This window comes from Pseudomonas sp. MWU13-3659 (genome assembly GCF_023757525.1).
GTDB lineage: Bacteria > Pseudomonadota > Gammaproteobacteria > Pseudomonadales > Pseudomonadaceae > Aquipseudomonas > Aquipseudomonas entomophila_E.
Genome location: NZ_JAMSHW010000004.1, coordinates 24,891 through 50,998, shown reverse-complemented (window position 1 = coordinate 50,998; position 26,108 = coordinate 24,891). Strand labels below are relative to the sequence as shown.

Below are 26,108 nucleotides of genomic sequence, written 5' to 3'. Positions count from 1 at the left end.
ATTGGAGTTCGACCATGCACAGCATTGATCCCCCCTATCATCAGCAGCAGATCCTGGACAGCTTGCCCGGCTGGACCAAACACCTTCACCACACGCAGGCCAGCAGACTGCTGGGGCACGCCCACGGGGTACCTGTCGACGAAGAAGGCCAGTTCCCGGACTGGTTCACCCAGGCCACTGCCGATCAGCAAGCCAACCTGCGCGATGCCATCAGCCGCCGGGCCACCAGCCACAAGGCATTGGCCAAGGCGCTGAAAGACCTGCGCGGCATCACCGAGTTCTGCGAACCCCTGCTGCAGGCCCGACTCGGCGTTACGGCCTCCCTGACACAAGCACAATTTCGCTTCCAGCCCTTCACCTCAGGCCTGGAAGGCGAGTTTCCCGACCCCGATGCCTCCCATGACAGCCCTCGCCCGCCATTATTGACCGAGCAACCGATCGGCAGCGCGACCCTCACCAGCTTGCTGGAGGCCGCCCTGCACAACTTCGAGGGCATGGCCGAAGTCGGTCCGTTCAGCACCCTTCAGGCCAGCGCCACGGACAGCGCCGAGCTGCCTGGGCTGAGTACCAGCCAGTTCGTCACCCACTGCCGCGCGCTGGACCTGGGCAAGCGCTACCAGGCGCATCTGCAAAGCGTGTACGGCGGCGACCGCGAGGCCCAGGTAAAACCGTCATGGATCCAGGCGCAGCGCGATGAACTGACCATGAAGTGTCTCATCGCGCACCTGCGCGGCAAACTCACCGACGCAGGCCACCAGGCACTCCGTCAGTTCTGTGTCGCGGATACCGCCCCTCGCTACGGCAGCCACCCTGTCGTGGCGAAGACCCTCACCATGCTCGGTTTCCAGTTGCACGACGTGCTCCTGTTGACGCCCGAAGGCATGACCCTGCCACCCTATATCGCCTATCTGCCCTTCGACGACGAGCACCCTGTGCAAGAGTTTGCCAACTTGCTGGCGCTGGGCAGGTACATCCGCGGGCGTTTGCTGGAGCCAGCCTACCGTGAGCGCTTCCTGGAGCATGTCGCGCTGGAGGATCGCCCGGAGCTGTCCAGGAAGCTGATGGCCAGGCTGTACGAAAGCACCCGCCCCGATGTGATCCCCCTCGAGCCCCCTTCACCCGCCTTTGGCGAAACCGAACCCGGCATGCATCCCTGGCAGGGGCTGGTGGCCGACGAGGCGCAACAGGATCAGGACGCCCCCCGCCCCGTGCGCTTTCCGGCGCTGGCGGTGCATGAGGTGCCTGTCGCCTTCCCCGTCTGGCCCAAACTTTTCAACGCGCATGTCCAGCGCCTGAAGGCTGATGCCCAAGCCGTCGCAGTGCCGACGGCGAACATGGATGCCAAGGCAAGGGCTGAGCGCCTGGAGCATTGGGCGGAACATGGCCTGACACTACTCAACGTCGCCGCCATGTTGGTTCCAGGCCTCGACGCGGTCATGCTGGCCGTGGGCGCCGCACAGATCATGGCCAGCATCTTCCACGGTTTCGAGGCCTGGTCCGAAGGTGACAATGCCGAAGCGACGGCACAGGTCGAAGCGCTGCTCGTCAACCTCGGCGGCGTTGCCGCCGTTGCTGGCGCGGCCAAGCTGGTCAAGGCGTCCGGCTTCGTCGACGGTTTGGAAAGCATCACGCTCGAGGGTGAGAAACGGCTGTGGCTCCCACGACTCGATCACTACCGCAGCCCTGTCGAACTGCCGACAGGCCTGCAAGCAGACGACGAAGGTATCCTGCGCCACGCCGACCGCTGTTTCGTGGAACTGGACGGCCGTACACACGAAGTTCACCAAGCAACCGACGGCGCTTGGCAGATCGTTCACCCAAGTGATCCTCAAGCCTATCGACCTCGAATCACCAGCAATGGCAGCGGCGCCTGGCGCATGGAACACGAGCGCGTGCAAGACTGGAGCCGCGCCACGCTGCTGCGCCGCCTCGGCCCGATCAGCAAGGGGCTGGAGGACGAAGACCTGCTCGCCGCGCTGGACTGCACGGCCCTCGATCGCGGCGTGCTGGAGCAGGTACACAGCGACGGCAGGCGCGCCCCTGCGCTGCTCGTGGATGCCTTGCAAAGGTTGCAAGCCGACGTGACCGCCGACGACATCATCAACCGTACCCGCACGGGCAGCCCCCTTGCCGCCTACAAGCAGTTCGCCGCCAGCGTGCTTGGCGAACTCCCCGGCTGGCCCGAGGATGTCGTGCTGGAGGTGTTCGACGGCAGCGAGCCGATGGGCAGCGCGACACGCTACGGGCGCAACCAGCTCGGTGACAGCGTGATCCAGCTGACCCGCAGCGACCTGGACAACGGTGACCTCGCCCGCATCATCCTCGAGCACCTCGACGAAGACACGATCAGCGCACTGCTGCCTGCCGGCACCGACGCTGCGCAGCGCCAACAGGCACTGCGAACGCTGATGGCTGACCAGTTGCTGGCCAAGCGCCCGGCGCTGTTCACCAGCCTCTACACCCGCCCGCTCCCTTCCACCTGGCCCTCGGCCGTCGCCATTGGCCGGCAGTTCCCAACACTGCCTGAACGGGCACTGGAGGAGCTGGCCAGTCACGCCAGCACCACAGAGCGGGAAACCTTGCTCGATGGCCGCGTCCCCCTGCGCATTGCCGAGGAGGCCCGCCTGATGCAAGCCCGCGTGCGCCTCGACCGAGCCCTGCTGGGCTTGTACCGAGACACGCTGGGCAATGCCGACAGCCAGCGCATCAGTCAAAGCTTGCGCGCCAACCACCCAGGCTGGACGGCGGAGCAGGTCTATCACGCGGCGTTGGCCGATCGCTCCCGTGCCGCCCGCCTGCTAGGCCAACAGCCGCCAAGCACCGGTTTTCGTTCGCCAATGCGCCTGAGCGATGGACGTTATGGTTACCCGCTGAGCCCTGGCATATTCGCATCCCGCGCCGAGCGTGACCTCCACGCGTTGTACCCAGGCCTGGCCGACCGCGAGATCCGTCAACTGCTTACCTCCCTGCGTGCCCGGGGCAACGTGACCGAGCAGATCCAGGCCTTGCGCACGCAACTGGACGTACTGCGCCAGCAGCTAACCGGCTGGGCCAGCGCAGGCGCCAACGACTGGGGGGAGGAAGTCGGTCGGTTCTACACCAGGGCTGCCGATGACCTGGTACGCGCCTGGCAACGCATGGAAGGCGACACCCTGAGCCTGTCCAACCTGGCCCTCGATGCATTGCCGTCGCTCACCGCACGTTTCGACCACATCACCGACCTGGTCCTGGAAAACATCAACGTGACCGAAATGCCCGCGGACTTCCTGCAAGCATTTCCATCGTTGCAGCGCTTGGATGTCAGGAGCAGCCCGCAAATGAACGGCACCTCGGTGCTGCGCGCCCTGCGCCATGCCCCAAGGCTGCGCGAGCTGCGCCTGAGCGGCGCGCGTCTGGGGCCGCTGCCTGCCGAGGCCGGCGAGGCGCTGACGCAACTGGCCCACCTGCGCAGCCTCGCCCTGCCCCGCAACAGGCTGACACTCACCACGCAAGACCTGCAGATGCTGGCTGGACTACACCTGGACACCCTCGACCTGCGCGTCAACCGCATCAGGCTGGACGCTGACATGGCTGACCAATTCCGTTCGATGCGTGAACTGCGCCACCTGCGGCTGAGCAACAACCCCCTCGGCCTCGCCCCTGATCTGACCGGCCTGTACAACGTGGCAACCCTGCATCTGGACAATTGCCAGCTGGCGCACTGGCCCACCGGGCTGACAAGCCTGATGCAACGCAGCCCCTGCATGCTGCGCGAACTCGACCTGAGCATGAACCGGATCGAGCATCTGCCCGCCATGCGTCCGCTACTGGCATCTCCCTACTTCGAGGGGTTGCTGGCCCGGCGTTCCCAGTACCGTTGGCGCTTCAACTACAACCCACTGCCAGAGAACGTCCGTCAAAGCCTGGAGCTCGTCGGCGTATCTGTCGAGCCACTGCCCGAGGTCACCGTCACAGACCCAGCCCCAGCAACCCCACAGCGGGTGAACTGGCTGAGCACTGCCAACGACGAGCAGAAAGCCACCTGGGACGCGTTGTTCGGCAAGGACGAGAACGCCAGCCTGCGTGAAGTCGTCGAACAGGTCGGCATGTCCGCCAGCGCACGGCGTCAGCCCAAGGTGTTCGCCCGCCAGGTGTGGACACTGCTCGACCGGGCCGCAGCGAGCACCCGGCTACGAAAACGCCTGGACGAAGTCGCCAGTGGTTTTCCAACGACCTGTGGCGATGCCGGTGCCGATGGCTTCGGCACCTTGCAAGTCGAGGTCATGGCCCATGACGAAGCCGGTGGCGCCGAAGTGGCATCGCCTGTGCTGTTCCAGTTCTTCCGCCGCCTGTTCCGCCGCGACCAGGTCAACGAACTGGCGCAAGCGTTGTTCAATGCCCGCCTGGCCCGGCGCAACGCCTTGCAGGCCCTGGACACCTGGAATGCCCTGCCGCTGGCCGAGCGCGGCACCCGCCCTCGGGTACCCGCCTTGCACAGCGCCGACACATTGTCGGACGACGTGCTGCGCAACGGCCTTGGCCAAGGCCTGGACCTGATCGAGATGCGCCTGGCCTTGCGCACTGGCCTTTCGCGCAGCCTCGACTTTCCCGAGCCGCAGCAGGACATGCTGTATCGGGACACTGCGGATATCACCTGGGAAACCGAGGACGCCATCCGCGAAACTGTCGAGACCCGGGACGGCGATGCCCAGGCGCGCCGTGAGTGGATCTCGCGCCAACCTGGCTGGCGCCGCCTGCTGCGCAAGGAATACCGCGACCGCTTCGCGACCCTGCGCAAACGCTGGGACGTGGGGGTGGACTATCTGGACGGCGCCGAGCTGGACGGCCCACTCGAGCCTGCGGTGGTCGAGGCGCTCACCCAGGCGCTGGGGCGCAGCCCATTTGACGAAGAGGGTCAGTTGCTGCGCCAGGAGATCGTGACCGAGCCGTACATTGCCGGGATGAGCCGCATGGCCCTGGGCCTGGAAGAGGACGAGGACGCCCTCTACCTGCGCCTGACCGCGCGCCGCGACCCGAACGACTGACCTACTGGCCGCGCAGGTCTTCGAAGAAGGCCTGCCGCGCCTCTACCTGGCTCGAGGCGCGAGGCTGGCCCGCCGCCTCGCCGCTGGGCTTCTCCACGTGCCAGTAGCAGTGCCTGATCGCTCGTGTGACCGCGACATAGGCCAGGCGCTGCACCTCCTCCTTCTGCGCCGTGTCGAACGCCTGCGCATCCCCTGGTTTACCCAGGCCGGCCAAGCGGTACACCTGGTTCTTGTAGGGCGAGCTGGTCAGGTATTGGCAGTCGCCTAGCATGAACACGGCATCGGCCTGCAACCCCTTGGCACTGTGGTAGGTCAGCTGACGAAAGCGGCGCTGCGCTGAAGGCAAGCTAGAATCAACTTTAAGTACCGGCATTAATTCTTTTTCAATCAATAACTTATCACTGCTTTTTCGAAACAGCATCATCACTGTTTCACCGCGTTCGTAATGCTCGATCACGGTCTGCGCCAACGCCGCCTCGTCCCGTTCGAAGACCTTCACCGGCGACAACGGCAACGTGGCCGCCAGCCCGCTCGCCCGGGCCTTCTTGCCGGCAATCGCCGGTGCGCCCTTCACCAGGTGTTCCGCGGCATCGATGATGTGCTGCTGGCTACGGTAGTTCTCCACCAGCATCACTCGGGTGTTGGAAGGCGACGGGAACGCCTTGGTGAACTCCATGAAATACTTCGGCGAACTGCCACGCCAGCCATAGATCGACTGCCAGTCGTCCCCTACGCACATCAATGACGAATGCTGGGCCACGCGTCCGGTGTACATGCCCGGGCCACGACGACGAATCTCCGCCAGGCTGGCGCGCAGCCAGCTGACGATCTGCGGCGAGACATCCTGGAACTCGTCGATCATCAGGTGCGCCAGCGGGCGCAGCAGCGGGTCGGGCAACAGCGCCAGGTTCTCCGGATTGTTTTCGCCGAACAAGGCGAACATGCGGTTGTAGGTCATCACCGGTGGCGACTGGGCCATCAGGTGCGCCTCCAGGGCTTTACAGAAGAGTGCCAGGGCCTCGAAGAATGCCGCATCGCTATCCCCCGTGGGGAAGTTCATGGCAGCCACGGCGGCGTTGACATCCAGGCCCAGGTTCTCGATGAAGCTGGCGGCGGTGACGAAGGCATCGAGCAACGGGGCCGGTGCCAGTTCACCCTTGACCTTGTACTCGAAGCCCGGCCCGGCCATGGCATCGCCGGCGAGCGATGCCGCCAAGCGTTTTGCCGAAGCATAATTGTCTAGCCATATCAAAGGCTTATCACAGAAAGCTTGAAGCAGTGTGCGCTTCACCGCCCACTCCGCCCGCACCGTCAGCTTGGCGCCGGGGCGCTGGTACTGGGCGCTCTCTGACGGGTCGAAACCCAGGACCACCCAGGCCTCCAACCCTTCCAGGCGACCTTGCACATGGAAACGACTGCCGCGAATCTGCACCGTGTCGCGGCAGGGCTCGATGCCCTTGATCGGCCAGGCGCCTGCGGCGAACCACAGGTCCTCGATCACATCGCACAGTTCCTCGTCGCGCTGGGCCGCCAGTTGCGTGACCTGCGCGCGCTTCTGCACATCCGGGTGGTCAGGGTCCAGCGGCTTGAGCAACAGGGCTTCCTGGCGCAGCACGCCGATCAACCCGGCGAAACGAGGGCTTTCGGCCAGCAACGCGCTGTAGCAGAGGTTGAGCTGCTGACGCTGGGCATCGTTCAGCCGCAGGTCGAACGGGTTGCTCTCGGCATTGGCTTCACCCCCCGCCGGCATCTCGTTGCCCAGGGTCTCGAACGCACGCACCTGGGCGAACCCCGGCAGGCTGCGCACCAGCGGCAGGATGCGTGAATGGAAGGTGCGCACCAGCTCACGGCCTTGGGCGGGCGACAGCTCGACCTGCCACAACGCGAACACCTGCAGCAGGCGCTGGATGAAGTCCTTGCGTGACTCGCGGGTGAAAGTCACCACGGTCATGGCGTCCAGTTCGAAGCCCAGGTAATGGCGCAACAGCAAGATCCGCAGCACCAGCGAAGTCGACTTGCCGGCCCCGGCTCCCGCCACCACGCAGGTGGACGGCGTGTCGCTGAAGATCAGCTTCCACTGCGCGGCGCTGGGCTGGGCCGAGGCTGGCAGGCGCTGGGCCACGTCGGCCTTGAAGCGCTTCTTCAGCTCGGCCGTCAACGGCAGGCGCCAGTCGTCGAACAGGTTGTCATCCCGGCCCGGCACTGCCGAACCGTCGGGCCGGCTATCACGGATCACCAGCACCTGGCGCCCGGCTTCGTAGCCCTCCACGCGCCCACGCTCGTAGCCGTCACGCAGGCCATCGGCATGGCCATTGCGCAAGCCGTCGGCATGGCCGAGGAACCACGAGTCGCGGTGCTGTGCCCGCAGCCGGCTCAGGCCGCGCCCCAGCAAGCGTGCGGCGAGGCGGCGCAGCCAGGGCAGTTGGGCGGGCGGGGTCAGGTCGGCCGGAGCCTGGGGATGCTCGTGAGACACGGTCACTCCATTGAAAATCGAAACAGCAGGCATGTTCGCCTCATCCGCAGCAAAGCGCCAGCGAATGCTTATGGATCAGTGAATTAGGCGATGAATCGCATGTGGTATAGCGTTTTTAACATCAGTTTAATTGATCATATTTAGCCGATATTTACGCTTTTTTTCGATCTTTAAGCCGCGCATCATGGCCCCATTCCACCGAATCAGAGGAGCATCATCATGCTGCAACTGCGACCGTTCGAAAGCCTGGGCCATGCCAACCATGGCTGGCTCGATGCCCACCACCACTTCTCGTTCGCCGAGTACCACGACCCGGCACGGGTGCACTGGGGCAACCTGCGGGTGTGGAACGACGACCTGATCGCTGCAGGCAGTGGCTTCCCGCCGCACCCGCACCGCGACATGGAGATCATCACCTATGTCCGTGAAGGCGCCATCACCCACCAGGACAGCCTTGGCAACAAGGGCCGCACCGAAGCGGGTGACGTGCAGGTGATGAGTGCCGGCAGCGGCATCGTCCACAGCGAGTACAACCTGGAGAAGGTCGATACGCGCATCTTCCAGATCTGGATCATTCCGGAGAAGGTCGGCGACGCGCCGTCCTGGGGTACCCGGCCATTCCCCAAAGGTGAGCGTGGCGAAGGTTTCGTCACTCTGGCCAGCGGCCGCGAGGGCGATGAAGAGAGCCTGCGCATCCGCACCGATGCCCGACTGGTGGCCGCCACTTTGCGTGCCGGGGAAAGCGCCGAGTACCGCTTCGACGCCGGGCGCCGTGGTTACCTGGTGCCAGCCAAAGGTTTGATCGAGGTGAATGGGTTGCAGGCCAAGGCCCGCGATGGCGTGGCGATCGAGCAGGAAAGCGTGTTGACGGTGACCGCGCTCGAGGACAGCGAGATCGTGCTGGTGGACGTGGCCTGACGGCACGCCCTTTGTAGGAGCGGCTTCAGCCGCGATCCGGGCCCTGCGGTGCCTGCGTCGCGGCTGAAGCCGCTCCTACAGGGGTCCCGGCGAGCACGCGTCATTCCCGACGCCTGAAGGTCTCCGACGGCAGCTCGCCAAACTGCTGCCGATAGCTTTCCGAGAACCGCCCCAGGTGCAGGAAGCCATAATCCAGCGCCAGCTCGGTCACACTGCGCACGCCGCAACTGGCATCGCCCAGGCATGCCCTTACTCGCTCCAGCTTGCGCTGACGAACGTACTGCTTGGGTGTGGTTGCCAAGTGTCGATCGAACAATCCATACAGCGACCGCAGGCTCAGGTTCGCCTGCTCGGCCAGGGTTTCAGCGCTCAGCTCGGATTTCAGGTTGTCTTCGATGTACCCCAGGATCCTTTCCAGGCCCGCCCCGCCCAACGATTCCCTGCGCACATTGGTGCTCATCAGGGTCAGCAGCTTGCTGGCGACGATCTGGCTGTAGTACCCCTGCACCCGAGGCAGCGAATCGCAGACCTCGGCTTCGTTGCAGACCATCCCCAACAGGCCGAGGAAGCCGTCCAGCTCCTCCAGCCGATAATGGTTACGCAGGAAGCGCACGCCGCCACTGGGTCGCTGCCAGCGCTGCTCGTCGCAGATCGAGTCGAGCAGATGCACCGGCACCTTGAGGATGAACTTCTCGCAGTCTTCGGAGTAGGTCAGGTCCACCGGGTCGTCCGGATTGATCAGCAGCAACTCGCCCGGCACCAGGTGATGCTCGCGCTGGTGCCCGCGCCAGAGGCAGTTGCCGTTGAGCAGCACCTGCAGGTGGTAGATGGTTTCCAGCGCCGGCGAAGTGACGCGCACGCTGCCGCCATAACTGATGCGGCACAGGTCCAGTTCGGCGAACTTGCGGTGGCTCAGGCTGGCCTGGGGGTGGGTGGTGCGGGACAGGCCAATATGATGCTGGCCCACATGCTGGTTGACGTAGTCGGACACCGCATAAGGGTCGGCGCGGTGGAACACGCAGCTTTGCTCGCTCAACAGGCGGCTTTCCATGGGCAAGGCACTCGCCATCGTTATTGTTATGGGCGCCGTATGCTGCGGCCCGGGCGGGCTGCGGACGCGGTCGGTCACGGTCATTCTATCCAGCCGCCACGGGTGTGTCGGCGCAGTCGACAGCCGGCTGATAGCGCCCACACTAAGCAAAAAGCCCGGTTGTAGGCAATGCGGCCGGGGCAAACGATGGGCGGATAGCGAACAGCGGCCCAGATCACGAAGTTCGATTATCGAACAGGGCCTGGGCCGCTTGCTGGATGGTGCTCAGGAGGCCAGCATCACATGGCGTGACGCAGCATCTCCACCACCTGCGCATGCAGCGCCTTGTCACCACAAGCCACCACGCAGCCGCCATGCTGCGCCGAACTACCGTCCCATGCCGTGATCACCCCGCCCGCCCCTTCGATGATCGGCATCAGTGCCTGCACGTCATAGGGCTGCAGGCTCGCCTCGACGATCACGTCGACGAAGCCCGACGCCAGCATGCAGTAGGCGTAGCAGTCGCCGCCGTAGCGCATCAGCCGAGCCTGGCCAGCCACCTTGTGGAAGGCCGCCTGGCGCGCCCCGGTGTCGAACATGTCGGGGGTGGTGCACATCAACGTGGCCGAGGCCAGCTCGGTGCAGGCGCGGGTCTTCAGGGGGGTGCCACTGCGCCAGGCGCCGTCAGGCGTACCGACGAACCGTTCGCCGGTGAACGGCTGGTTCATCACACCGATCACCGGGCGGGTACCGTCGTTGAGGGCAATCAGCGTGCCCCACAGCGGCAGGCCGGTGATGAAGGCACGGGTGCCGTCGATCGGGTCGAGCACCCAGGTCAGCGGGCTGCTGCCAACGGCCGCGCCCTGCTCTTCACCGAGAATGCCATGTTCCGGGTAGCGCGCCTGGATCTGCGCGCGCATGGCGTCCTCGGCGGCTTTGTCGGCCACGGTCACGGGGTCGTACAGGCGCCCGCCCTTGTCCTCGACCTCCAGGCTTGCACGAAAATACGGCTGGATCGCGGCGGCAGCGGCATCGGCCAACTGTTCGGCGAAGCCGCGGAATTCGCCAATCTGTTCTGCGCTCAGGGACATGGAACGGGCCTCGTTGTATGCAAAGGGCTTGCATCATACCCGACTGCCAGTGGAACCGAAGCGGCACGGCAACAACCGATGTTGTCATGCCATTATTGGCGCTTCATTCAACCGTCACTGAATCGTTGTACTAGGATAGCAAGCAGCTCCAACGGCCGTGCCGCCAACCAAGGATGCTGGTTACTGGCGTGCACGGGCCTTCGTTCCACAGCACATCATGGATGACACGATGAATTCGCACCTGCTTTTTCCGCAGATCGGCAAAGTCATAGCCAGTACCGGCAGCCGTCACTTCCCCCAGCGGCTGCACGACCTGATCCAGACCCACTTGACCATCGACGCCACCCTCATTCGCCAGATGCGGGTGGCGGGTACCTGCTCTTCCCGCCCCGACGCCACCTTGCTCAGCGAGACGGTGTTCAGCACAGGCGAGCCGGGCGATGCCTTCGACGACCCGGCGCGCCTGCACCTGGCGCGGCGCAAGGATGGCTACCGCTATGAGATCACGGTCTTGCGCGCGGATCCGCGCTATGGGTTCTCCGCCGTCGAACGCAGTCGGCTGGAGGATATTTCCCCACTGTTGCTGCCCATGCTCGAGAAACACATCAGTGCCCTGCAGCCCGCGCTACCTGAGCCGAGCGAGCCGGAGAGCCTGGAGCAGCGTTTCATCGAACGCCTGCGCCAGGCCGACATCACCTTGTCGGAGCGGGAGATGCAGGTGTGCAGGGGGCTGCTTGCCGGGCGCACGGCGCCGCAGCAGGCCGAGCACCTGCACCTGAAGGTCAACACCGTCGAAAGCTACCTGCGGCGGGCGGCGATCAAGCTGGGGATCAGTGGGCGCAATTCGTTGATGCGCTGGATGTACGCACAGGGGGACTGAATCTGATACGTGCCCTGTAGGAGCGGCTTCAGCCGCGATCACCCGTGAAGCGGGTGCCAGCCACCGCGCTGCCGTCATCGCGGCTGAAGCCGCTCCTACAACGCGATCCAACAGGTCAATAAACCCCAACGCCCGCAAACGCAATGAAGTCCAGCACATCCCCGGCCTCGAATGTCTCCCCCGCCGGCACCTCCAGCAACCCATCCCCCTGCACCGCGCTGAGCAAGGTCGCGGAACTCTGGTTCTCCAGTAACCGCGCCCGCCCGCCATCGAGCCGCACCCGCAGGTACTCCTGGCGCTTGCCGGCCTTGGGCCAGGCGAACCCCGCCACTACCGGCACGCGCACCGGCTCCACCTGCACGACACCCATCCGCGCCAGCAGGTAGGGTCGCGCCGTCAGCAGGAAGGTCACCAGCGCCGACCCCGGGTTCCCCGGCAACCCCAATAACGGCACCGCCCCCACATGCCCGAAGGTGAACGGCTTGCCAGGCTTGATCGCCAGCTTCCACAGTTTCACCTCCCCACCCTCGCGCAGCAGCGCGCCGATGCAGTCGGCATCACCCACCGAAACCCCGGCGCTGCTGATGATCAACTCGGCGCCTTCGGCCTCGACCAAGGCCGTGCGCAGCCGGAGCGGATCGTCCGGTACACAGCCCAGGTCGATCACGTCACAACCCAACCGTTCGAGCAACGTGGCCAGCACCACGCGATTGCTGTCGAAGATCTGCCCCGGCCCCAGCACCGCGCCCTCACCTGCCAGCTCATCACCACTGGACAGCAGTGCAACGCGAGGTCGGCGCAGCACAGGCACCTGGCTGATACCTTGCGAGGCCAGCACCCCCAAAGAAATCGGGTTCAGTACCGTGCCCGCAGCCAGCAAGGGCGCATCCGCCCGAATCTCGTTGCCCTGTGGACGAACGTTGTCCCCCCGACGCAGCGGGGTCAGCGAACTCACCCGCCCTTGCGCGTCGAGCACGCAATTCTCCTGCAACTGCACACAGTCGGTACCGTCGGGAACGGGCGCGCCAGTAAATACCCGAGCGCAGGTCCTCGCCTGCAAAGGGCCCGGCGCCTGCCCGGCGAATACGGCCTGCGACACCGGCAAGGGTTGCCCCGGCAGATCGTCGAGGCGCAGCGCATAACCGTCCATGGCGCTGTTGGCCCAGGGCGGCAGGTCGATAGTCGCCAGCAGGTCCTCGGCCAGCACACGACCATCGGCCTGACGCAGGGCGACTGGCTCGACGGCCGTGAACGGCGTCGCCCTGGCCAGCGCCAGCAGTTGGCGCAGCGCCTCGTCGACCGACATCAAGGCGCTCACGAGCGCGACCCGCACAGGTTGGCCGCCTTCAGGTGCGGCACGAAGTTGCACGGGCGGTGACGCGCATCCAGCTGCTCCACCAGGATGCCTTCCCAGGCGGTACGGCAGGCGCCGGTGGAGCCCGGCAGGCAGCACACCAGGGTGCCGTTGGCCAGGCCGGCCAGGGCACGGCTCTGCACCGTCGAGGTGCCGATGTCGAGGATCGACAACGCACGGAACAACTCGCCGAAACCATCGATCTGCTTGTCCAGCAGGCAAGCAACCGCCTCGGGGGTGCTGTCGCGCCCGGTGAAGCCGGTGCCGCCGGTGATCAGCACTACCTGCACGTCATCATCGGCGATCCAACCTGCCACCTGGGCGCGAATCTTGTACAGGTCGTCCTTGAGCAGCACCCTGGCCACCAGCCGATGGCCCATGCCCACCGCGCGGCTGGCCAGCAGCTCGCCGGAGGTGTCGGTTTCGAAGGTGCGGGTATCGCTGACGGTCAGCACGGCGATATTCAGTGGAACAAATACGGCATCGGGTCGGGTATTCATCGTTGGCGCTCAAGCAGTCGATTACACGCTGGCGAAACTAGAGATCTGTACCGCCGGCGTCCAATCGATAGTACCCACCACCCCATAAGCCGACTCTATCGCTCGAATCGGCGACAGTTACCACTGAATCGTTTCACATGCGGCCAACGGTTGCGGCTAGAATCCCGCAGACCCTCCATCCGCAACCGTTTCGCCAGGATACCCGATGCTGACCGCCCTGCTGTTCGACCTCGATGGGACCCTCACCGACACCGACACCCTGCACCTGCAGGCCTTCCGCAAGCTGCTGCACGACCATGATGGCCGCGCGCTGACCCAGGCGCAGTTCGACACACAGGTGAGCGGGCGCTCCAACAGCTTGCTGTTCGCTGATCTGTTCCCGCACGCGGACTCCGCCGAACGCCAGAGGCTGGCGGAGCGCAAGGAGGCGCTGTTTCGCGAGCTGTCACCCAGCCTGTCGCCGCTGCCCGGCCTGCTCGACCTGCTGGCGCACGCCGAACAGCACGGCATCGGCATGTGCGTGGTGACCAATGCGCCGCGCCTGAATGCCGAGCACATGCTGGGTGCCATGGGCCTGGACGAGCGCTTCAAGCACGTGCTGGTCGCGGACGAACTGGAACGCCCCAAGCCCGACCCGCTGCCCTACCTCACCGGCCTGCAACGCCTGGGGGCCAATGCTGGCCAGGCCCTGGCCTTCGAGGACTCGCTGCCGGGCGTCAAGGCGGCCGTCGATGCCGGGATCTTCACCGTGGGGCTGGCGACCACGCAACCTGCCGAGCGGCTGCTGGAGGCCGGGGCGCGGCTGGTGATCGAGGACTACGATGATCCGCGCCTGTGGGCGCTGATCGAGCAGATGTAGGAGCGGCTTCAGCCGCGATGCGGTGCCTGTCACCCGCTGTGCGGGTGATCGCGGCTGAAGCCGCTCCTGCAACGGTCGTATCAGGCCAACGGGCCCTCGCCATTCGTCGGCCACGTACAGGCCACTGTCGATTCCATCGCCATCCCATTCGACCACAGGTTGAACCCCTCAGCCTGGAGTCGCCCCCATGACCCACCCAAAGCACGCCGTGGTCTCGCGCAGCCAATGGCTCGCCGCCCGGCAACAACTGTGGCTGCACGAAAAGGCCTTCACCCACCAACGCGACGAACTGGCCGCTGCCCGTCGCGCCTTGCCCTGGGTCAACGTCGAACAGGACTACCGCTTCCACGGCCCTGACGGCGAGCTTGGCCTTGACGGGTTGTTCGCCGGCCGCAGCCAGTTGCTGGTCTACCATTTCATGTTCGCCGAAGGCTGGCAGGAGGGCTGCCCGGGTTGTTCGTTCCTGGCCGACCATTTCGACGGCGCCAACCTGCACCTGGCGCACCATGACGTATCGCTGGTGGCGGTATCCCGCGCGCCCTACGCCGAGTTCCAGGCGTTTCGCCAGCGCATGGGCTGGCACTTCCCCTGGTTCTCGTCCCATGGCAGCCAATTCAACCAGGACTTCGGCGTCAGCGTCGCCACCGATGGCACGGCCCAGTACAACTTCGAGCCCTACACGGGCAGCGAAAACGAGCTGCCCGGGCTGAGCGCTTTCTACCGCGACCAGGACGGCAGCCTCTATCACACCTACTCCACCTACGCCCGCGGCCTGGACATCCTGGTCAACGCCTACAACTTCCTCGACCTGGCCCCGCTGGGGCGCAACGAGGCGGGCACGATGGACTGGGTGCGCCACCACGACCGCTACGAAGGCGCCGACGCCAAGCCGCACTGCTGCGCGAAATGAGTCAGGATGCCACTGCCTCGTTGCTGGCCTGGTCCCGCGCCGCGTAGCGCTGGGCCAACACCGCGCAGACCATCAGCTGGATCTGGTGGAACAGCATCAATGGCAGGATCATCGCCCCGATGCCCCCGCCGACGAACAACACCTGCGCCATCGGCACGCCGGTGGCCAGGCTTTTCTTGGAGCCGGCGAACAGAATGGTGATGCGGTCCTCGACGTTGAACCCGAACACGCGCCCGAGCAGGCGCGTGCCCAGCAGCACCACCGCCAGCAGGATGCCGCACACGGCGAACAGCCCCGCCAGGTGCTGCGCCGAGACGCTGTGCCACAGCCCGGTGACCACCGCTTCGCTGAAAGCGGTGTAGACCACCAGCAGGATCGAACCCTGGTCGACCATTTTCAACCAGCGGGCATTGCGTCGGACCCAGTCGCCGATCCAGCGGCGGGCGATCTGCCCGGCGACGAAAGGCACCAGCAGCTGGAGGGTGATCTTGAGCACGGCGTCCAGCCCCGAGCCGGTATCGCCGGAGGCACCGAGCAGCATCATCACCAGCAGCGGTGTGAGGAAGATCCCCTGCAGGCTCGACGCTGCGGCGCTGCAGATGGCCGCCGGCACGTTGCCACGGGCCAGCGAGGTGAAGGCGATCGCCGACTGCACCGTGGCTGGCAGTGCGCACAGGTACAGCACCCCCAGGTACAGCTCGTTGCCCACCAATGGCACGAACAGCGGCTTGAACGCCATGCCGAGCAAGGGGAACAGCACGAAGGTGCAGGCGAATACCAGCAGGTGCAGGCGCCAGTGCCCGGCGCCGGCGATGATGGCCTCGCGCGACAGCTTGGCGCCATGCAGGAAGAACAGCAGGCCAATGGCCAGGTTGGTCAGCCAGCCGAACAACACCGCCCCTTCGCCGGAACAGGGCAGCACGGTGGCAATGAACACCACCCCGAGCAACGCCAGGGTGAAGTTGTCGAAAAGCATGCGCAAATACTTCATCACGTATTCCGTCTTGTCATTGTGCAAGCCCGGACGATAAGGTCTGCGCTTTTCCCGCGCTAACGCCGGAACCCCTGGCAATGTCGCCCAACGGACACCGGGGCAGGCCACAGGCCGCCGGTGTCCGGCATTTTCCCGCAGCGCAATTCGACAAGGACTGCTTTCCCATGAAACACACCCGCCACCTCTGCCTCACCGCCACCCTGGCGCTGGTCAGCCTGCCGACCCTGGCCGACAACCTGCAGTCAACAGTCGATGGCGTCATCCAGCCGCTGATGCGCGAACAAGGCATCGCCGGCATGGCCGTGGCCGTTTACGTCAATGGCGAGTCGCACTACTTCAACTACGGCTACGCGAACAAGCAGGAAAAACAGGCCGTGACCCGCGACACCCTGTTCGAGGTCGGCTCGGTGAGCAAGACCTACACCGCCACCCTCGCCGCCCTGGCCAGCGCCGAAGGCAAGCTCGACCTCGCCGCGCCCGCCAGCCGCTACCAGCCGGCCCTGGCCGGCACTGCGATCGGCAGCGCCAGCGTGCTGGAGCTGGGGGCCTACAGCGGCGACTGCCTGCCATTGCAGTTCCCGGACGAGGTGCAGACCGACAAACAGGTCCTGGCCTTCTACCAGCAATGGCAGCGCCGCTTCGAACACGGCACCATGCGCTGCTACTCGAACCCCAGCCTGGGCCTGTTCGGCAACCTGGCGGCGCGCTCGCAGCAACGTCCGTTTGCCGAAGTGATGACCCAGGACGTGCTGCCACGGCTGGGCCTGCACCACACCTACCTGGAGGTGCCGGCCAGCGCTCGCGGGCTGTATGCCCAGGGCTACGACGCCGCCGACAAGCCGGTGCGGGTCGGCCCCGGCCCCTTCGCCGACGAGGCCTATGGCATCAAGACCAGCGCCAGCGACATGCTGCGCTACGTCCAGTTGCAGGTGCGGCCGGACGAACTCGACCCGGCGCTGCGCAAGGCCATTGCCATCACCCACGGTGGCTACTTCCAGGTCGGCGCCATGACTCAGGGCCTGGGCTGGGAGCGCTACCCGTATCCGGTGGCCCTGGACACCTTGCTGGCGGGCAATGGCGCCAACATGATCCGCGAGCCCCAGGCCACCAAGGCCCTGGTCCCCAGCCTTCCCGCCGAGCCCGCCGCCTGGTACAACAAGACCGGCGCCACCAACGGCTTCGGCGCCTATCTCGCCTTCGTGCCCTCCAAGCAGATGGGCATCGTCCTGCTCGCCAACCGCAACTACCCCAACGAGGAACGCGTGCGCGCCGCCCAACGCATCCTCGCCAGCCTGGAGCGCTGAAACATGTTGAGAATCCTCGGCAAGGCGTCATCGATCAATGTGCGCAAGGTGCTGTGGACTTGCACCGAGCTGGGCCTGCCCTATCAACGCGAAGACTGGGGCAGCGGCTTCCAGGCCACCGACACGCCGGAGTTCCTGGCCCTGAACCCCAACGCCATGGTGCCGGTGATCGTTGATGGCGACTTCGTGCTGTGGGAGTCCAACAGCATCCTGCGCTACCTGGTCAACCAGCATGGCGGCGCCCATCTCTACCCTGCCGCGCCGCGCGCCCGCGCGGCCGTCGACCAATGGCTGGACTGGCAGGCCACCGACCTCAACGACGCCTGGCGCTACCCGTTCATGTCCCTGGTGCGCCAATCCCCCGCGCACCAGGACCCTGCATTGCTGGCCGCAGCGAGCGCCCAGTGGACCGCGCGGATGCGCCTGCTCGAACAGCGCCTGCAAGCCACCAACGCGTACGTGGCTGGTAGCGACTTCAGCCTGGCCGACGTGGCCATCGGCCTGTCGCTCAACCGCTGGCGCCGCACGCCGCTGGAGCACCCGCCCCTGCCGGCGCTGGAGGCGTATCACGCGCGCCTGCGCCTGCGCGCGGGCTTCCTTGAGCACGGCGACAATGGAACCCCATGAACTAAAAGCAGGATTGTCCGACAAGATGTAGTGCTAAAAAATATTCACTACAAAACTGTTGACGCCCTTCCCGGCCCTTGTGCATGATGAGGCCGTCTCCCCGATCGGGAGCGGTGGCAAGGGTGTTCCAGACGGCCTGCGCGGTAACGCAGGCCGTCCGTGGAGAGGGAAACTGCCCAGAAGGCAGCGTGAGAAAGCCCCTGTTGCGATGCTGCTGTAGCAGCCTTGGTTAGTGCGCTACATGGTGTAGCGCCGAATGTGAACTTCACCTGCGAAATTCACCGACGAATAGAGTAATGGGGGCTTTGATATGATGAACCTGAACAACAATCCGACCATCCACCAACTGGCCCAGCTGTTCGCCGCGCGCAAGGACAGCCTCGATGACCACCTGCTGTGGGTCAGCCAGTCCGGCGAGGTCCGCCTGGACCGCCTGCCGCCCAACACGGTCGAAGCCGAATTCGAATCGCACATGCCCAGCATGCGCGCCCGCTTCAAGGTCTACCGCCGTGGCCAGGGCTACGTCGGCAAGAAGGCCGCCGCCGACATCACCTTCGTCGGCCGCGTGCTCGAGACCCTGCAACAAGAATGGCCTGCGGCCCGTGAGCGGCAGGCAATCAAGGTGATCGACTCGCTGAACTGAAACAGGTTCAACCAGTAGTACGCCGCTTCTTGAGCCCGGCCTGAACCGCCGGGCTTTTTCATGCCTGCTAGAATGCAGCTCTTTTCACCTGGAGCGCCCGATGAACACCCCTGCCTTCGGCACCGATGACGCCTCCTACCAGGCCGCTGGCGGCATCGATGGCCTGCGCCGGCTGGTCGATGACTTCTACCGGCTGATGGAACAAAGCCCAACAGCCGCCAGCGTGCGCCGCATGCACCCGGACGACCTGTCCGGCTCGCGTGACAAGCTGGCGTGCTTTCTCAGCGGCTGGCTGGGCGGGCCGCGCCTGTACAGCGAACGCTACGGTTCGATCGCCATCCCTTCGTTCCACGCGCAATGGCCGATCAGCGAGGCCCACAGCGCCATCTGGCTCGACTGCATGGCCCAGGCCATTGCCCTGCAACCCTGGTCAGGCGAGTTCGCCGAGTACCTGCTGCGCCAGCTGCGGGTGCCTGCCGAGCGCATCGTCCAGGCCAGCCGCAACCGCCACGCTCAGGCCTGAAGCCGGTGCGGCACCCGCTCCGGCAACGGTACGGCGCCGGTGGCCAGCGCACGGGCGCGGTCCACACCCCAGACCAGCGCACGGGTCATGGTCTCGCCGGGGCGCGCAGGGTAGTACTCCTCCAGCAAGGCCTTGCCGTTACTGGCATACAGCCCGAGAAACAACTGCGTGGCGCCAAGACGCGACAAGCGCACCTGCACATCCAGGCTGGTGCCATCGCTCAGTTCTTCGTCGTGGCTGCGGCTGTGCAGTTGCGCATCGGCCCACTGCCAGTAGGTCTCTTCCCTGATTCGCATTGAAATCAATACTCCGTTTGGTCAAATGCCGCGCAAGAAAAGCACAGTCGCAAGCCTGCGGCGAGGGCGACACACCGATACCATGAGCAGGATCAAGGAATGCAAAAAAAACCCCGCCGTTGGGCGGGGCGCTGTGTGTGCCGGCCTACTTCCTGGCGGGGAAGCGAGGCGTGAAGCGGCCTTTCTTGGCGCGCTGCAGGTGCGCGGGTGGCAACTGCTCGGTCTCGTCCAGGGTCATGTTGGCGAAGCCCAGGCGCAGGAACGACTGCCCGCAGCGCACCTGGTTGTTGATCGGGAAAGCATCGTTCAGGTCTTCGAAATAGGATTCGCTCATGCCCAGACTCCCTCAAGCGGTGACCGTGCCGGCAAACAGCTCGTTTGCCTAGATAAACAGCGGTCCGATGAAGTGAGACTAGTTGGTCATTTGCAGACCTGTCGGACAATCCGGCATTCCCCGACCGATGGCAAACTTACATCACTTCAAGCGCACCGCCGTGCCGGTGGCGAAGACCACGACCATGCCACCCTGCACCGACGGCATGCTGATCTCGAAGTCCACCCCCACCACTGCGTCGGCTTGCAACTGCCGTGCCCGCGCCTTGAGTTCCTCGGTGGCCTGCTCGCGGGCCTCCTTCAGTGCGCTCTCCAGGGTCTGCGAACGGCCGCCGAAGAAGTCGCGAAAGCGTGCGAAGAAATCGCGCACGAAGTTGATCCCCTGCACCGATTCGGCGCTGACCACGCCGAGGTACTCGGCGACGGGGCGGCCTTCAAGCTGGCTGGTGGTGCTGATGATCATGGGGTTGCTCCTTACAAAAAGAAGGCGATGCTAACAAATTAAACGCACGTAGGAGCCAGCCTTGCTGGCGAACCGCGGCGACTGGGTTCGCCAGCAAGGCTGGCTCCTACAGGAACTGTGGCGTCTTTTAATGGGCGGTAGCGGCGCGCAGTCGCTGCCCCAGGCGCGGCCCGAACACGTTGATCAGCAACCCCAGCATCACTAGCAACGCCCCCCAGCACTGCGCCGTGCTCAGGCGTTCCCCCAGCAGCACGGCGGAAGAACTCAGGCCGATCACCGGCACCAGCAACGAGAACGGCGCCACCTTGCCCGCCGGGTGGCGTGACAGCAGCGTGCTCCACAGGCTGTAGCCGACCATGGTGGCGACAAAGGCCAGGTAGAGCAGCGCCAGCACCGAGCTCCAACTGATATTCACCAGGGCATGGCCAATCCGCTCCGGCCCCTCCAGCCACCAGGACAACGCCAGGAATGGCAAGGGTGGAATCAACCCGCCCCAGATCACCAGGGCCACCAGGTCGACCTTGCCGAAGCGCCGGGTGATGATGTTGCCCATGCCCCACATGGCGCCGCCGCACAGGGTCAGCAGCAAGGCGATCACTGGCACGTGGCTGCTGTTCTCGCTACCGATCACCGCCAGCCCGCTGGCCGCCACCAGCAACCCCAGCACACTGGCCAGGCGCAGCCGCTCACCGAGGAACAACGCGGCGAAACCGAGGGTGAAGAACGCCTGGGATTGCAGCACCAGCGAGGCCAGCCCCGGTGGCATGCCGCTGTACATCGCCTGGAAAAGGAAGGCGAACTGGCCCAGGGAGATCGTCGCGCCATAAGCGATCAACCAACGCCAGGGCAGGTTCGGCCGCTTGACCAGCAAGACCGCCGGGAAAGCCACCAGCAGAAAGCGCAATGCCCCCAGCAACATGGGTGGCAGGCCATCGAGGCCAACCTTGATGACCACGAAGTTGACGCCCCAGGCGATGATCACCACCAGGGCGATCAGCAGGTCCTTGAGTGGCATTGCACGCATTCCTTCTACAGGCTGTTATAGAAATATTTCGTAACAGCATAAGGTCATTCACCTGCCATGGACCAGCACAGTTGGCCTTCAGCCTTGCGCAACAGTCGGCTGTCATGGCCCCGGAAACGGGGCTGAAATGGGTGTAATCCTTCACTTGACCTGACTTGTATATACATGCTCATATCAAACCTCGGTCATCCGCCCTGCGTTGCGCCGATGGCCGCCGCCCCTCACAAAAACAACGAAGCGGAGCCCTCCCCCAATGTCCAGCAAACCTGTAATCGAGCGGCGCTCGATCGACTACATCCCTGAGTCTGAACGCCATGGACGGGTGTACAGCCAATTCACCTTGTGGCTGGGAGCCAACCTGCAGATCACCGCGATCGTCACCGGCGCCCTGGCCGTGGTGTTGGGCGGCGATGTGTTCTGGTCGCTGATCGGCCTGCTGATCGGGCAACTGGCCGGTGGTACGGTGATGGCCCTGCACGCCGCCCAAGGGCCGCGCCTGGGGCTGCCGCAGATGATTTCCAGCCGGGTGCAGTTCGGTGTCTATGGCGCGGCCATACCCATGGCCCTGGTGTGCCTGATGTACCTGGGCTTCACCGCCACCGGCACGGTGCTGTCCGGCCAGGCCATCGGCCAGTTGCTCAGTGTCAGCGACAGCACCGGCATCCTGATCTTCGCCGGGGTGATCGTGCTGGCCACGTTGGCCGGCTACCGGGTGATCCACTGGATCGGGCGCCTGGCCAGCGTGCTGGGGATCATCGCCTTCATCTACCTGTTCAGCCGCATCCTGATGCTCGCCGACATCGGCCAGTTGCTCGCCAACCGCCATTTCAGCTGGGGCAGCTTCCTGCTCGCGGTGTCGCTGGCGGCGTCCTGGCAGATCGCCTTCGGCCCCTACGTGGCCGACTACTCGCGGTACCTGCCCAGCAGCACGTCGCCGGTGAAGACCTTCCTCGCCGCCGGCCTGGGCTCGGTGATCGGCGCCCAGGCTTCGATGATCCTCGGGGTGTTCGCCGCCGCCATTGCCGGCGGCCAGTTCTCAGGACGCGAAGTGGCCTATATCGTCGGCCTGGGCGGTGCCGGCACCACCGCGGCGCTGCTGTATTTCTGCATCGCCTTCGGCAAGGTGACCATCTCCACCCTCAACAGCTACGGCAGCTTCATGTGCATCGCCACGATCATCAGCGGTTTGCGTGGCCACCTGCAGATCAGCCGCCTGCAGCGCCTGGTGTTCGTGCTGGCGATCGTCGGCGCAGCCACCCTGGTCGCCCTGCTCGGCCAGCATTCGTTCCTCAGTGCGTTCAAGTCGTTCATCCTGTTCCTGCTGACCTTCTTCGTGCCCTGGAGCGCGGTCAACCTGGTGGATTACTACTTCATCACCAAAGAGCGCTACGACATTCCGGCGCTGGCCGACCCCAACGGCCGCTACGGGCGCTGGAACTGGCCGGGTATCACGGTTTACACCTTTGGCGTGCTGGTGCAGATGCCCTTCATCGACACCAAGCTGTACACCGGGCCCATGGTCGCGCACCTGGGCGGCGTGGATGTGTCGTGGCTGATCGGGCTGGTGGTGCCGAGCGTGCTGTACTACTGCGTGGCTCGGCGTCGCGCCGGCGAGGCGCCGTCGCACATCATCGTGCCTGAGGCACGCTGATCACTTGTAGAAGCGATGGGGTGCCTCTCGCTCATGGCGCTGAACGCACTCCGTCGACTTGACCGCGCCCACGACCCTGTTGCCAGGTTCGTGGGGCGGGTGCAACACCTTGTCTATCGGTTGCCAGGGCCTTAGAACGCCCAATCCAGGGTCAGGCCGACCCCATGGCTGTTGTCGCGGCTACCCAGCAGCCCGTTGTAGTCCAGGTTGACCCGGGCCTGACGCCCCAAGGCAACCCCCGCCCGCAAGCCGACCACCGCCGCATCACGATCCAGGGACAGCGCCTGCACCTTGTAGGTATCGCCCTGGCCTGCGAAGGCCAGGTGCTGGTCAGATCCGGTGGAACTCAGGTTGTGCTGCCAGCCCAGGGTAGCGGAAAGCTCCACCGCCTGGCCGCCGGACAGTTGCAGTTGCTTGCCGGCACGCATGCCCAGGGTCGAGAGCCAGGCATCGCGGTTATCCTGCCCGCCCTTGAGCGCGGCAGCACCGCCATGTTCCTTGAAGCTGTCGCTGTCGATATGCACATAGGCCAGGTTGGCGAACGGCTCCAACGCCATACCCGGTACGGCGACCTTCCAGGCGGCTTCGCCGAACACCTGGGTGCTCTGGGCATCACGCTTGCTCTTCAGGCGATCGCTGACCTCGTTGTACTGCAGCTCGCGCTTGGTATCGATGCGGTGCCAGCTGTGGCTGCCGCCCAGGCTCAGGCGCACCTGCTCCAGTTCCTTGCCGGCATAGGCACCCAGGTGGTAGCTGTCGACACTGGCCGAGGAATGACGACCATCGCCCATGCTCAGCGAGCTGTCGCTGTAGCCTGTGAAGACGCCGATGCGGGTGTCCTCGCTCACCTGCCCGTCGGCCCCCAGCAGAAGGCCGCCAATGGAGGTGCTGTAGCGCGCCCGACCAGAATCACCGTCGGCCTTGCCCCAGGCACCCAGGGCCTTGACCCACAGGCCGTTGCCCTGGCCATCCACGGTCGGCGCGGCGAGACGGGTACGCTCGCCCATGGCGTCGCGCAGCTGGCGGCTGTCGTTGAGCAGCAGGTTGCCTACCGCCGGGTGGATTTCCCCGGACAATTGATCGAACGCCTGCCGGGCGCTGGCGGCATCGGTCGACAACAGCAGGCTCTCGTAGACCGGGTTGCCCGCGCCGAGTCGATCGGCGGCCGCGGCCACTGAACGCTGGTTGGCGGTCAAGCCAACACTGGCAAAGCTGGCGCTACGTTGCACCGCCAGTTGCACCCCGTTGCCGCCATAGGCCAAGCCGCCACCGAGGAACAGCAAGTTGGACTGCACGCTGGCGAAACTGCCCTGCACGCCGCCCGCGGCATCCAGGATGTCGAACTGACGCCCCAGCAGGCTCGGCGCCTGCTGGGATTGCAGCGAAACCCCGGGGTTCTGCAGGTCCAGGGCCAGGTTCGCCCCGCCCAGAGAGACCTTGCCACCGCTGACCAGCCGGTCGCTGCCCGTGGCATCCACCTCCACGGCATAGGTCGAACCCGGCTGGAAGGTCACGTCGGAACTCACCTGCAAGGTGCCGATGGAGTTGCCTGGCGCCACCACGCCACCGGGGTTGACCACCAGCGCGCCGATCCGGCCATTGCCGCCCAGTACGCCGCCGGCATTGACCGCCACCGTCGACTGCAGCGAACCATTGACCGCCAGGCGCCCCTGGTTGACCAGGGTCGGGCCGGAGTAGGTGTTGTTGCCGCTGAGCACCAGGGTGCCGATGCCCTGCTTGGTCAGGCCGCCATGGCCTGAGATGTCGTTGCTCCACAGGTCCAGCCCGCAACCCAGGCCGTTGCAGAGCCGCTGGGTCGGCTTGCCGGCATCCACCACGGCGCCGATACCCGGCAGGTCGACCACGAACTGGCTCGGGCCGTAGCCACCGGCGATGCGGAACTCCTCGGGAATGTCCTGCTCGGTGACCAGCATGCCCGGGCCACGGATCCCTTTGTCCAGGTTGATCATGCCCCAGCCGTACAAGGCATCGATGCCGGGCGCGCCCATGTCGGTGGCGGTGGTGCGCAGCACGCTGGCGATCTGTGCGCCGCTCATGTAGGGGAAGCGCTCCATCAGCACCGCCGCCGCGCCGGCGGCATGGGGCGCGGCCATGGAGGTCCCGTTCTTGTTGGCGTAGCCCTGGGTCAGGTCTGCCAGGCTGGTACCACCGATCACCGCGCTGTAGATCCGGGTGCCGGGGGCCGATACGCAGAAGCTCGCGGTATAGCCGCAACGGGAAGAGAACGTGCTGGCCAGGTACGGGTTGGCGCTGCTGGTGTCGGGGTTTTGCTGCAACGCCGCCACGGTCATCCAGTTCGGCGCGATGTCCGGGACGAAATAGCCCAGGCCGGCAATCGCATCAGGGTTGTTCAGGTTGTAGTCGTTGCCGGCGGCGAAGATCGTCAGGACCCCGCTGCGAGCGGCGGCGATGGCTCCGTCATAGGCGCCACCGGGCAGCGTGCCCAACAGCGGCTGGATCTGCGCGAACTGCGCCCGGGCATCGTCCACGGTGAAATGCGGGAAATCCGGGTTGCGGCCGCCCTTGGCGAAGCGATCGGTGATGCCGATGCCCCAGCTGTTGTTGATGATCCGCGCGCCGCTGGTCACCAGGCTGTCCCAGCCGGCCTTGTACACCGCGCCATCGTTGCCCAGGACGATACCGTCCTCGGGGCCGGGGTCGCCGTTGTCGGCGCTGATGATCTGCGCGGCGTAGGCCACGCCGTGCATCGATACGCCGTCACGGTTGCCGGCGGCGATCCCGCCGACGTGGGTGCCATGGGAGCCGAGCTTGCCGTCCGAGCCCACCGACGGGCTGCCGTCATAGCGGAACGCATCGCCGGCCTTCACCGGGATATAGGGGTCGGTATACTGGCGGATGCCGCTGGTGACCAGGGTCACGATCTTGTCCTTGCCGGCGAACTCGGGGTGCGGGGCGTAGACCGGCTGGTCGAAGATCCCCAGTTTCACCCCCTTGCCGCTGAAGCCGGCGGCATAGGCGCTGTCGGCGTGAATCGCCCCCAGCCCCCAGTCGGCCTTGAATTCGTCGCTGCGCCAGCTGCCGGCATCGCCGAGGCGGCCACTCTCCACGTAGGGCGCGGCCTGGGCCGTGCCCATCAGCGCCACCCAGCCCACCAGTGCCCGACCCAGCGGGGCCAGGGCCCAGCCCTGCGCGAACGCGCTGTCATCCTTTCTGACTTGCTTCACTACGA

General features: G+C 65.4%; 21 protein-coding genes. 10 read left to right on the top strand and 11 right to left on the bottom strand.

Annotated features, from left to right (window positions below; all coding sequences use genetic code 11):
- Positions 1 to 14: 14 nt before the first annotated feature.
- Complete coding sequence (locus NGM28_RS07200; RefSeq protein ID WP_252089427.1) at positions 15 to 5,024, top strand: NEL-type E3 ubiquitin ligase domain-containing protein; 5,010 nt, start codon at positions 15 to 17, stop codon at positions 5,022 to 5,024.
- 1 nt (position 5,025) lies between these two features.
- Here the strand turns inward: NGM28_RS07200 and NGM28_RS07195 are convergent, their stop codons facing one another.
- Positions 5,026 to 7,530, bottom strand: a complete 2,505-nt coding sequence (locus NGM28_RS07195; protein ID WP_252089426.1) for a UvrD-helicase domain-containing protein — start codon at positions 7,528 to 7,530, stop codon at positions 5,026 to 5,028.
- Positions 7,531 to 7,716: 186 nt separating this feature from the next.
- On the opposite strand from NGM28_RS07195, the gene NGM28_RS07190 reads away from it, so the two are divergent.
- Complete coding sequence (locus NGM28_RS07190; RefSeq protein WP_252089425.1) at positions 7,717 to 8,415, top strand: pirin family protein; 699 nt, start codon at positions 7,717 to 7,719, stop codon at positions 8,413 to 8,415.
- 100 nt (positions 8,416 to 8,515) lie between these two features.
- Here the strand turns inward: NGM28_RS07190 and NGM28_RS07185 are convergent, their stop codons facing one another.
- Both NGM28_RS07185 and hisN read right to left on the bottom strand, forming a co-directional pair.
- Positions 8,516 to 9,466 (bottom strand): AraC family transcriptional regulator, encoded by a 951-nt coding sequence (locus NGM28_RS07185; protein ID WP_252089424.1) that lies wholly within the window; start codon positions 9,464 to 9,466, stop codon positions 8,516 to 8,518.
- Positions 9,467 to 9,744: 278 nt separating this feature from the next.
- On the bottom strand, positions 9,745 to 10,536 hold the full coding sequence (gene hisN, locus NGM28_RS07180) for a histidinol-phosphatase (RefSeq protein ID WP_252089423.1): 792 nt from the start codon (positions 10,534 to 10,536) through the stop codon (positions 9,745 to 9,747).
- A gap of 229 nt (positions 10,537 to 10,765) precedes the next feature.
- On the opposite strand from hisN, the gene NGM28_RS07175 reads away from it, so the two are divergent.
- Positions 10,766 to 11,416, top strand: coding sequence for a helix-turn-helix transcriptional regulator (locus NGM28_RS07175; RefSeq protein WP_240063125.1), 651 nt, complete (start codon positions 10,766 to 10,768; stop codon positions 11,414 to 11,416).
- 115 nt (positions 11,417 to 11,531) lie between these two features.
- Here the strand turns inward: NGM28_RS07175 and NGM28_RS07170 are convergent, their stop codons facing one another.
- Positions 11,532 to 12,722, bottom strand: a complete 1,191-nt coding sequence (locus NGM28_RS07170) for a molybdopterin molybdotransferase MoeA (protein WP_252089726.1) — start codon at positions 12,720 to 12,722, stop codon at positions 11,532 to 11,534.
- 8 nt (positions 12,723 to 12,730) lie between these two features.
- A complete protein-coding gene (gene moaB / locus NGM28_RS07165) occupies positions 12,731 to 13,270 on the bottom strand; it encodes a molybdenum cofactor biosynthesis protein B (RefSeq protein ID WP_252089421.1) in 540 nt (179 codons plus the stop codon).
- Between the two features lie 205 nt (positions 13,271 to 13,475).
- On the opposite strand from moaB, the gene NGM28_RS07160 reads away from it, so the two are divergent.
- Together NGM28_RS07160 and NGM28_RS07155 are read left to right on the top strand one after the other, a co-directional pair.
- Entirely contained in the window at positions 13,476 to 14,129 is a 654-nt protein-coding gene (locus NGM28_RS07160; protein WP_252089419.1) for an HAD family hydrolase, read from the top strand.
- A 187-nt stretch (positions 14,130 to 14,316) separates the two neighbouring features.
- Positions 14,317 to 15,039 carry a DUF899 domain-containing protein gene (locus NGM28_RS07155; protein WP_252089417.1) on the top strand — a complete coding sequence of 241 codons (723 nt, stop codon included), beginning with the start codon at positions 14,317 to 14,319 and terminating at the stop codon, positions 15,037 to 15,039.
- A 1-nt stretch (position 15,040) separates the two neighbouring features.
- Here NGM28_RS07155 and NGM28_RS07150 read toward each other — a convergent pair whose 3' ends face one another.
- Positions 15,041 to 16,030: a bile acid:sodium symporter family protein gene (locus NGM28_RS07150; RefSeq protein WP_252089415.1), complete on the bottom strand. Its 990-nt coding sequence runs from the start codon at positions 16,028 to 16,030 to the stop codon at positions 15,041 to 15,043.
- A gap of 167 nt (positions 16,031 to 16,197) precedes the next feature.
- Between NGM28_RS07150 and ampC the strand changes: the two genes are divergently transcribed.
- The 4 genes from ampC to NGM28_RS07130 all read left to right on the top strand — a co-directional run bounded on the left by ampC (position 16,198) and on the right by NGM28_RS07130 (position 19,130).
- Positions 16,198 to 17,337, top strand: coding sequence for a class C beta-lactamase (gene ampC, locus NGM28_RS07145; protein ID WP_252089413.1), 1,140 nt, complete (start codon positions 16,198 to 16,200; stop codon positions 17,335 to 17,337).
- A 3-nt stretch (positions 17,338 to 17,340) separates the two neighbouring features.
- The gene (locus NGM28_RS07140) at positions 17,341 to 17,964 is read left to right on the top strand and encodes a glutathione S-transferase family protein (RefSeq protein ID WP_252089411.1); all 624 of its coding nucleotides are present in this window, start codon (positions 17,341 to 17,343) and stop codon (positions 17,962 to 17,964) included.
- A 310-nt stretch (positions 17,965 to 18,274) separates the two neighbouring features.
- Complete coding sequence (locus NGM28_RS07135; protein WP_213657101.1) at positions 18,275 to 18,607, top strand: hypothetical protein; 333 nt, start codon at positions 18,275 to 18,277, stop codon at positions 18,605 to 18,607.
- Between the two features lie 100 nt (positions 18,608 to 18,707).
- On the top strand, positions 18,708 to 19,130 hold the full coding sequence (locus NGM28_RS07130; RefSeq protein WP_240063132.1) for a group II truncated hemoglobin: 423 nt from the start codon (positions 18,708 to 18,710) through the stop codon (positions 19,128 to 19,130).
- Here the strand turns inward: NGM28_RS07130 and NGM28_RS07125 are convergent.
- From NGM28_RS07125 to NGM28_RS07110, 4 genes are all read right to left on the bottom strand, one after another.
- Entirely contained in the window at positions 19,121 to 19,426 is a 306-nt protein-coding gene (locus tag NGM28_RS07125) for a hypothetical protein (protein WP_252089410.1), read from the bottom strand. The genes NGM28_RS07130 and NGM28_RS07125 overlap by 10 nt on opposite strands.
- 145 nt (positions 19,427 to 19,571) lie before the next feature.
- On the bottom strand, positions 19,572 to 19,760 hold the full coding sequence (locus tag NGM28_RS07120) for a hypothetical protein (RefSeq protein ID WP_011534181.1): 189 nt from the start codon (positions 19,758 to 19,760) through the stop codon (positions 19,572 to 19,574).
- Between the two features lie 141 nt (positions 19,761 to 19,901).
- Positions 19,902 to 20,222 carry a YbjQ family protein gene (locus NGM28_RS07115; protein WP_011534182.1) on the bottom strand — a complete coding sequence of 107 codons (321 nt, stop codon included), beginning with the start codon at positions 20,220 to 20,222 and terminating at the stop codon, positions 19,902 to 19,904.
- A gap of 127 nt (positions 20,223 to 20,349) precedes the next feature.
- Positions 20,350 to 21,237 (bottom strand): EamA family transporter, encoded by an 888-nt coding sequence (locus NGM28_RS07110; protein ID WP_240063133.1) that lies wholly within the window; start codon positions 21,235 to 21,237, stop codon positions 20,350 to 20,352.
- A 262-nt stretch (positions 21,238 to 21,499) separates the two neighbouring features.
- Between NGM28_RS07110 and NGM28_RS07105 the strand changes: the two genes are divergently transcribed.
- The gene (locus NGM28_RS07105) at positions 21,500 to 22,897 is read left to right on the top strand and encodes a purine-cytosine permease family protein (RefSeq protein WP_252089408.1); all 1,398 of its coding nucleotides are present in this window, start codon (positions 21,500 to 21,502) and stop codon (positions 22,895 to 22,897) included.
- A gap of 131 nt (positions 22,898 to 23,028) precedes the next feature.
- Here NGM28_RS07105 and NGM28_RS07100 read toward each other — a convergent pair whose 3' ends face one another.
- Complete coding sequence (locus NGM28_RS07100; protein ID WP_252089724.1) at positions 23,029 to 26,013, bottom strand: autotransporter outer membrane beta-barrel domain-containing protein; 2,985 nt, start codon at positions 26,011 to 26,013, stop codon at positions 23,029 to 23,031.
- Between the last annotated feature and the right edge of the window lie 95 nt (positions 26,014 to 26,108).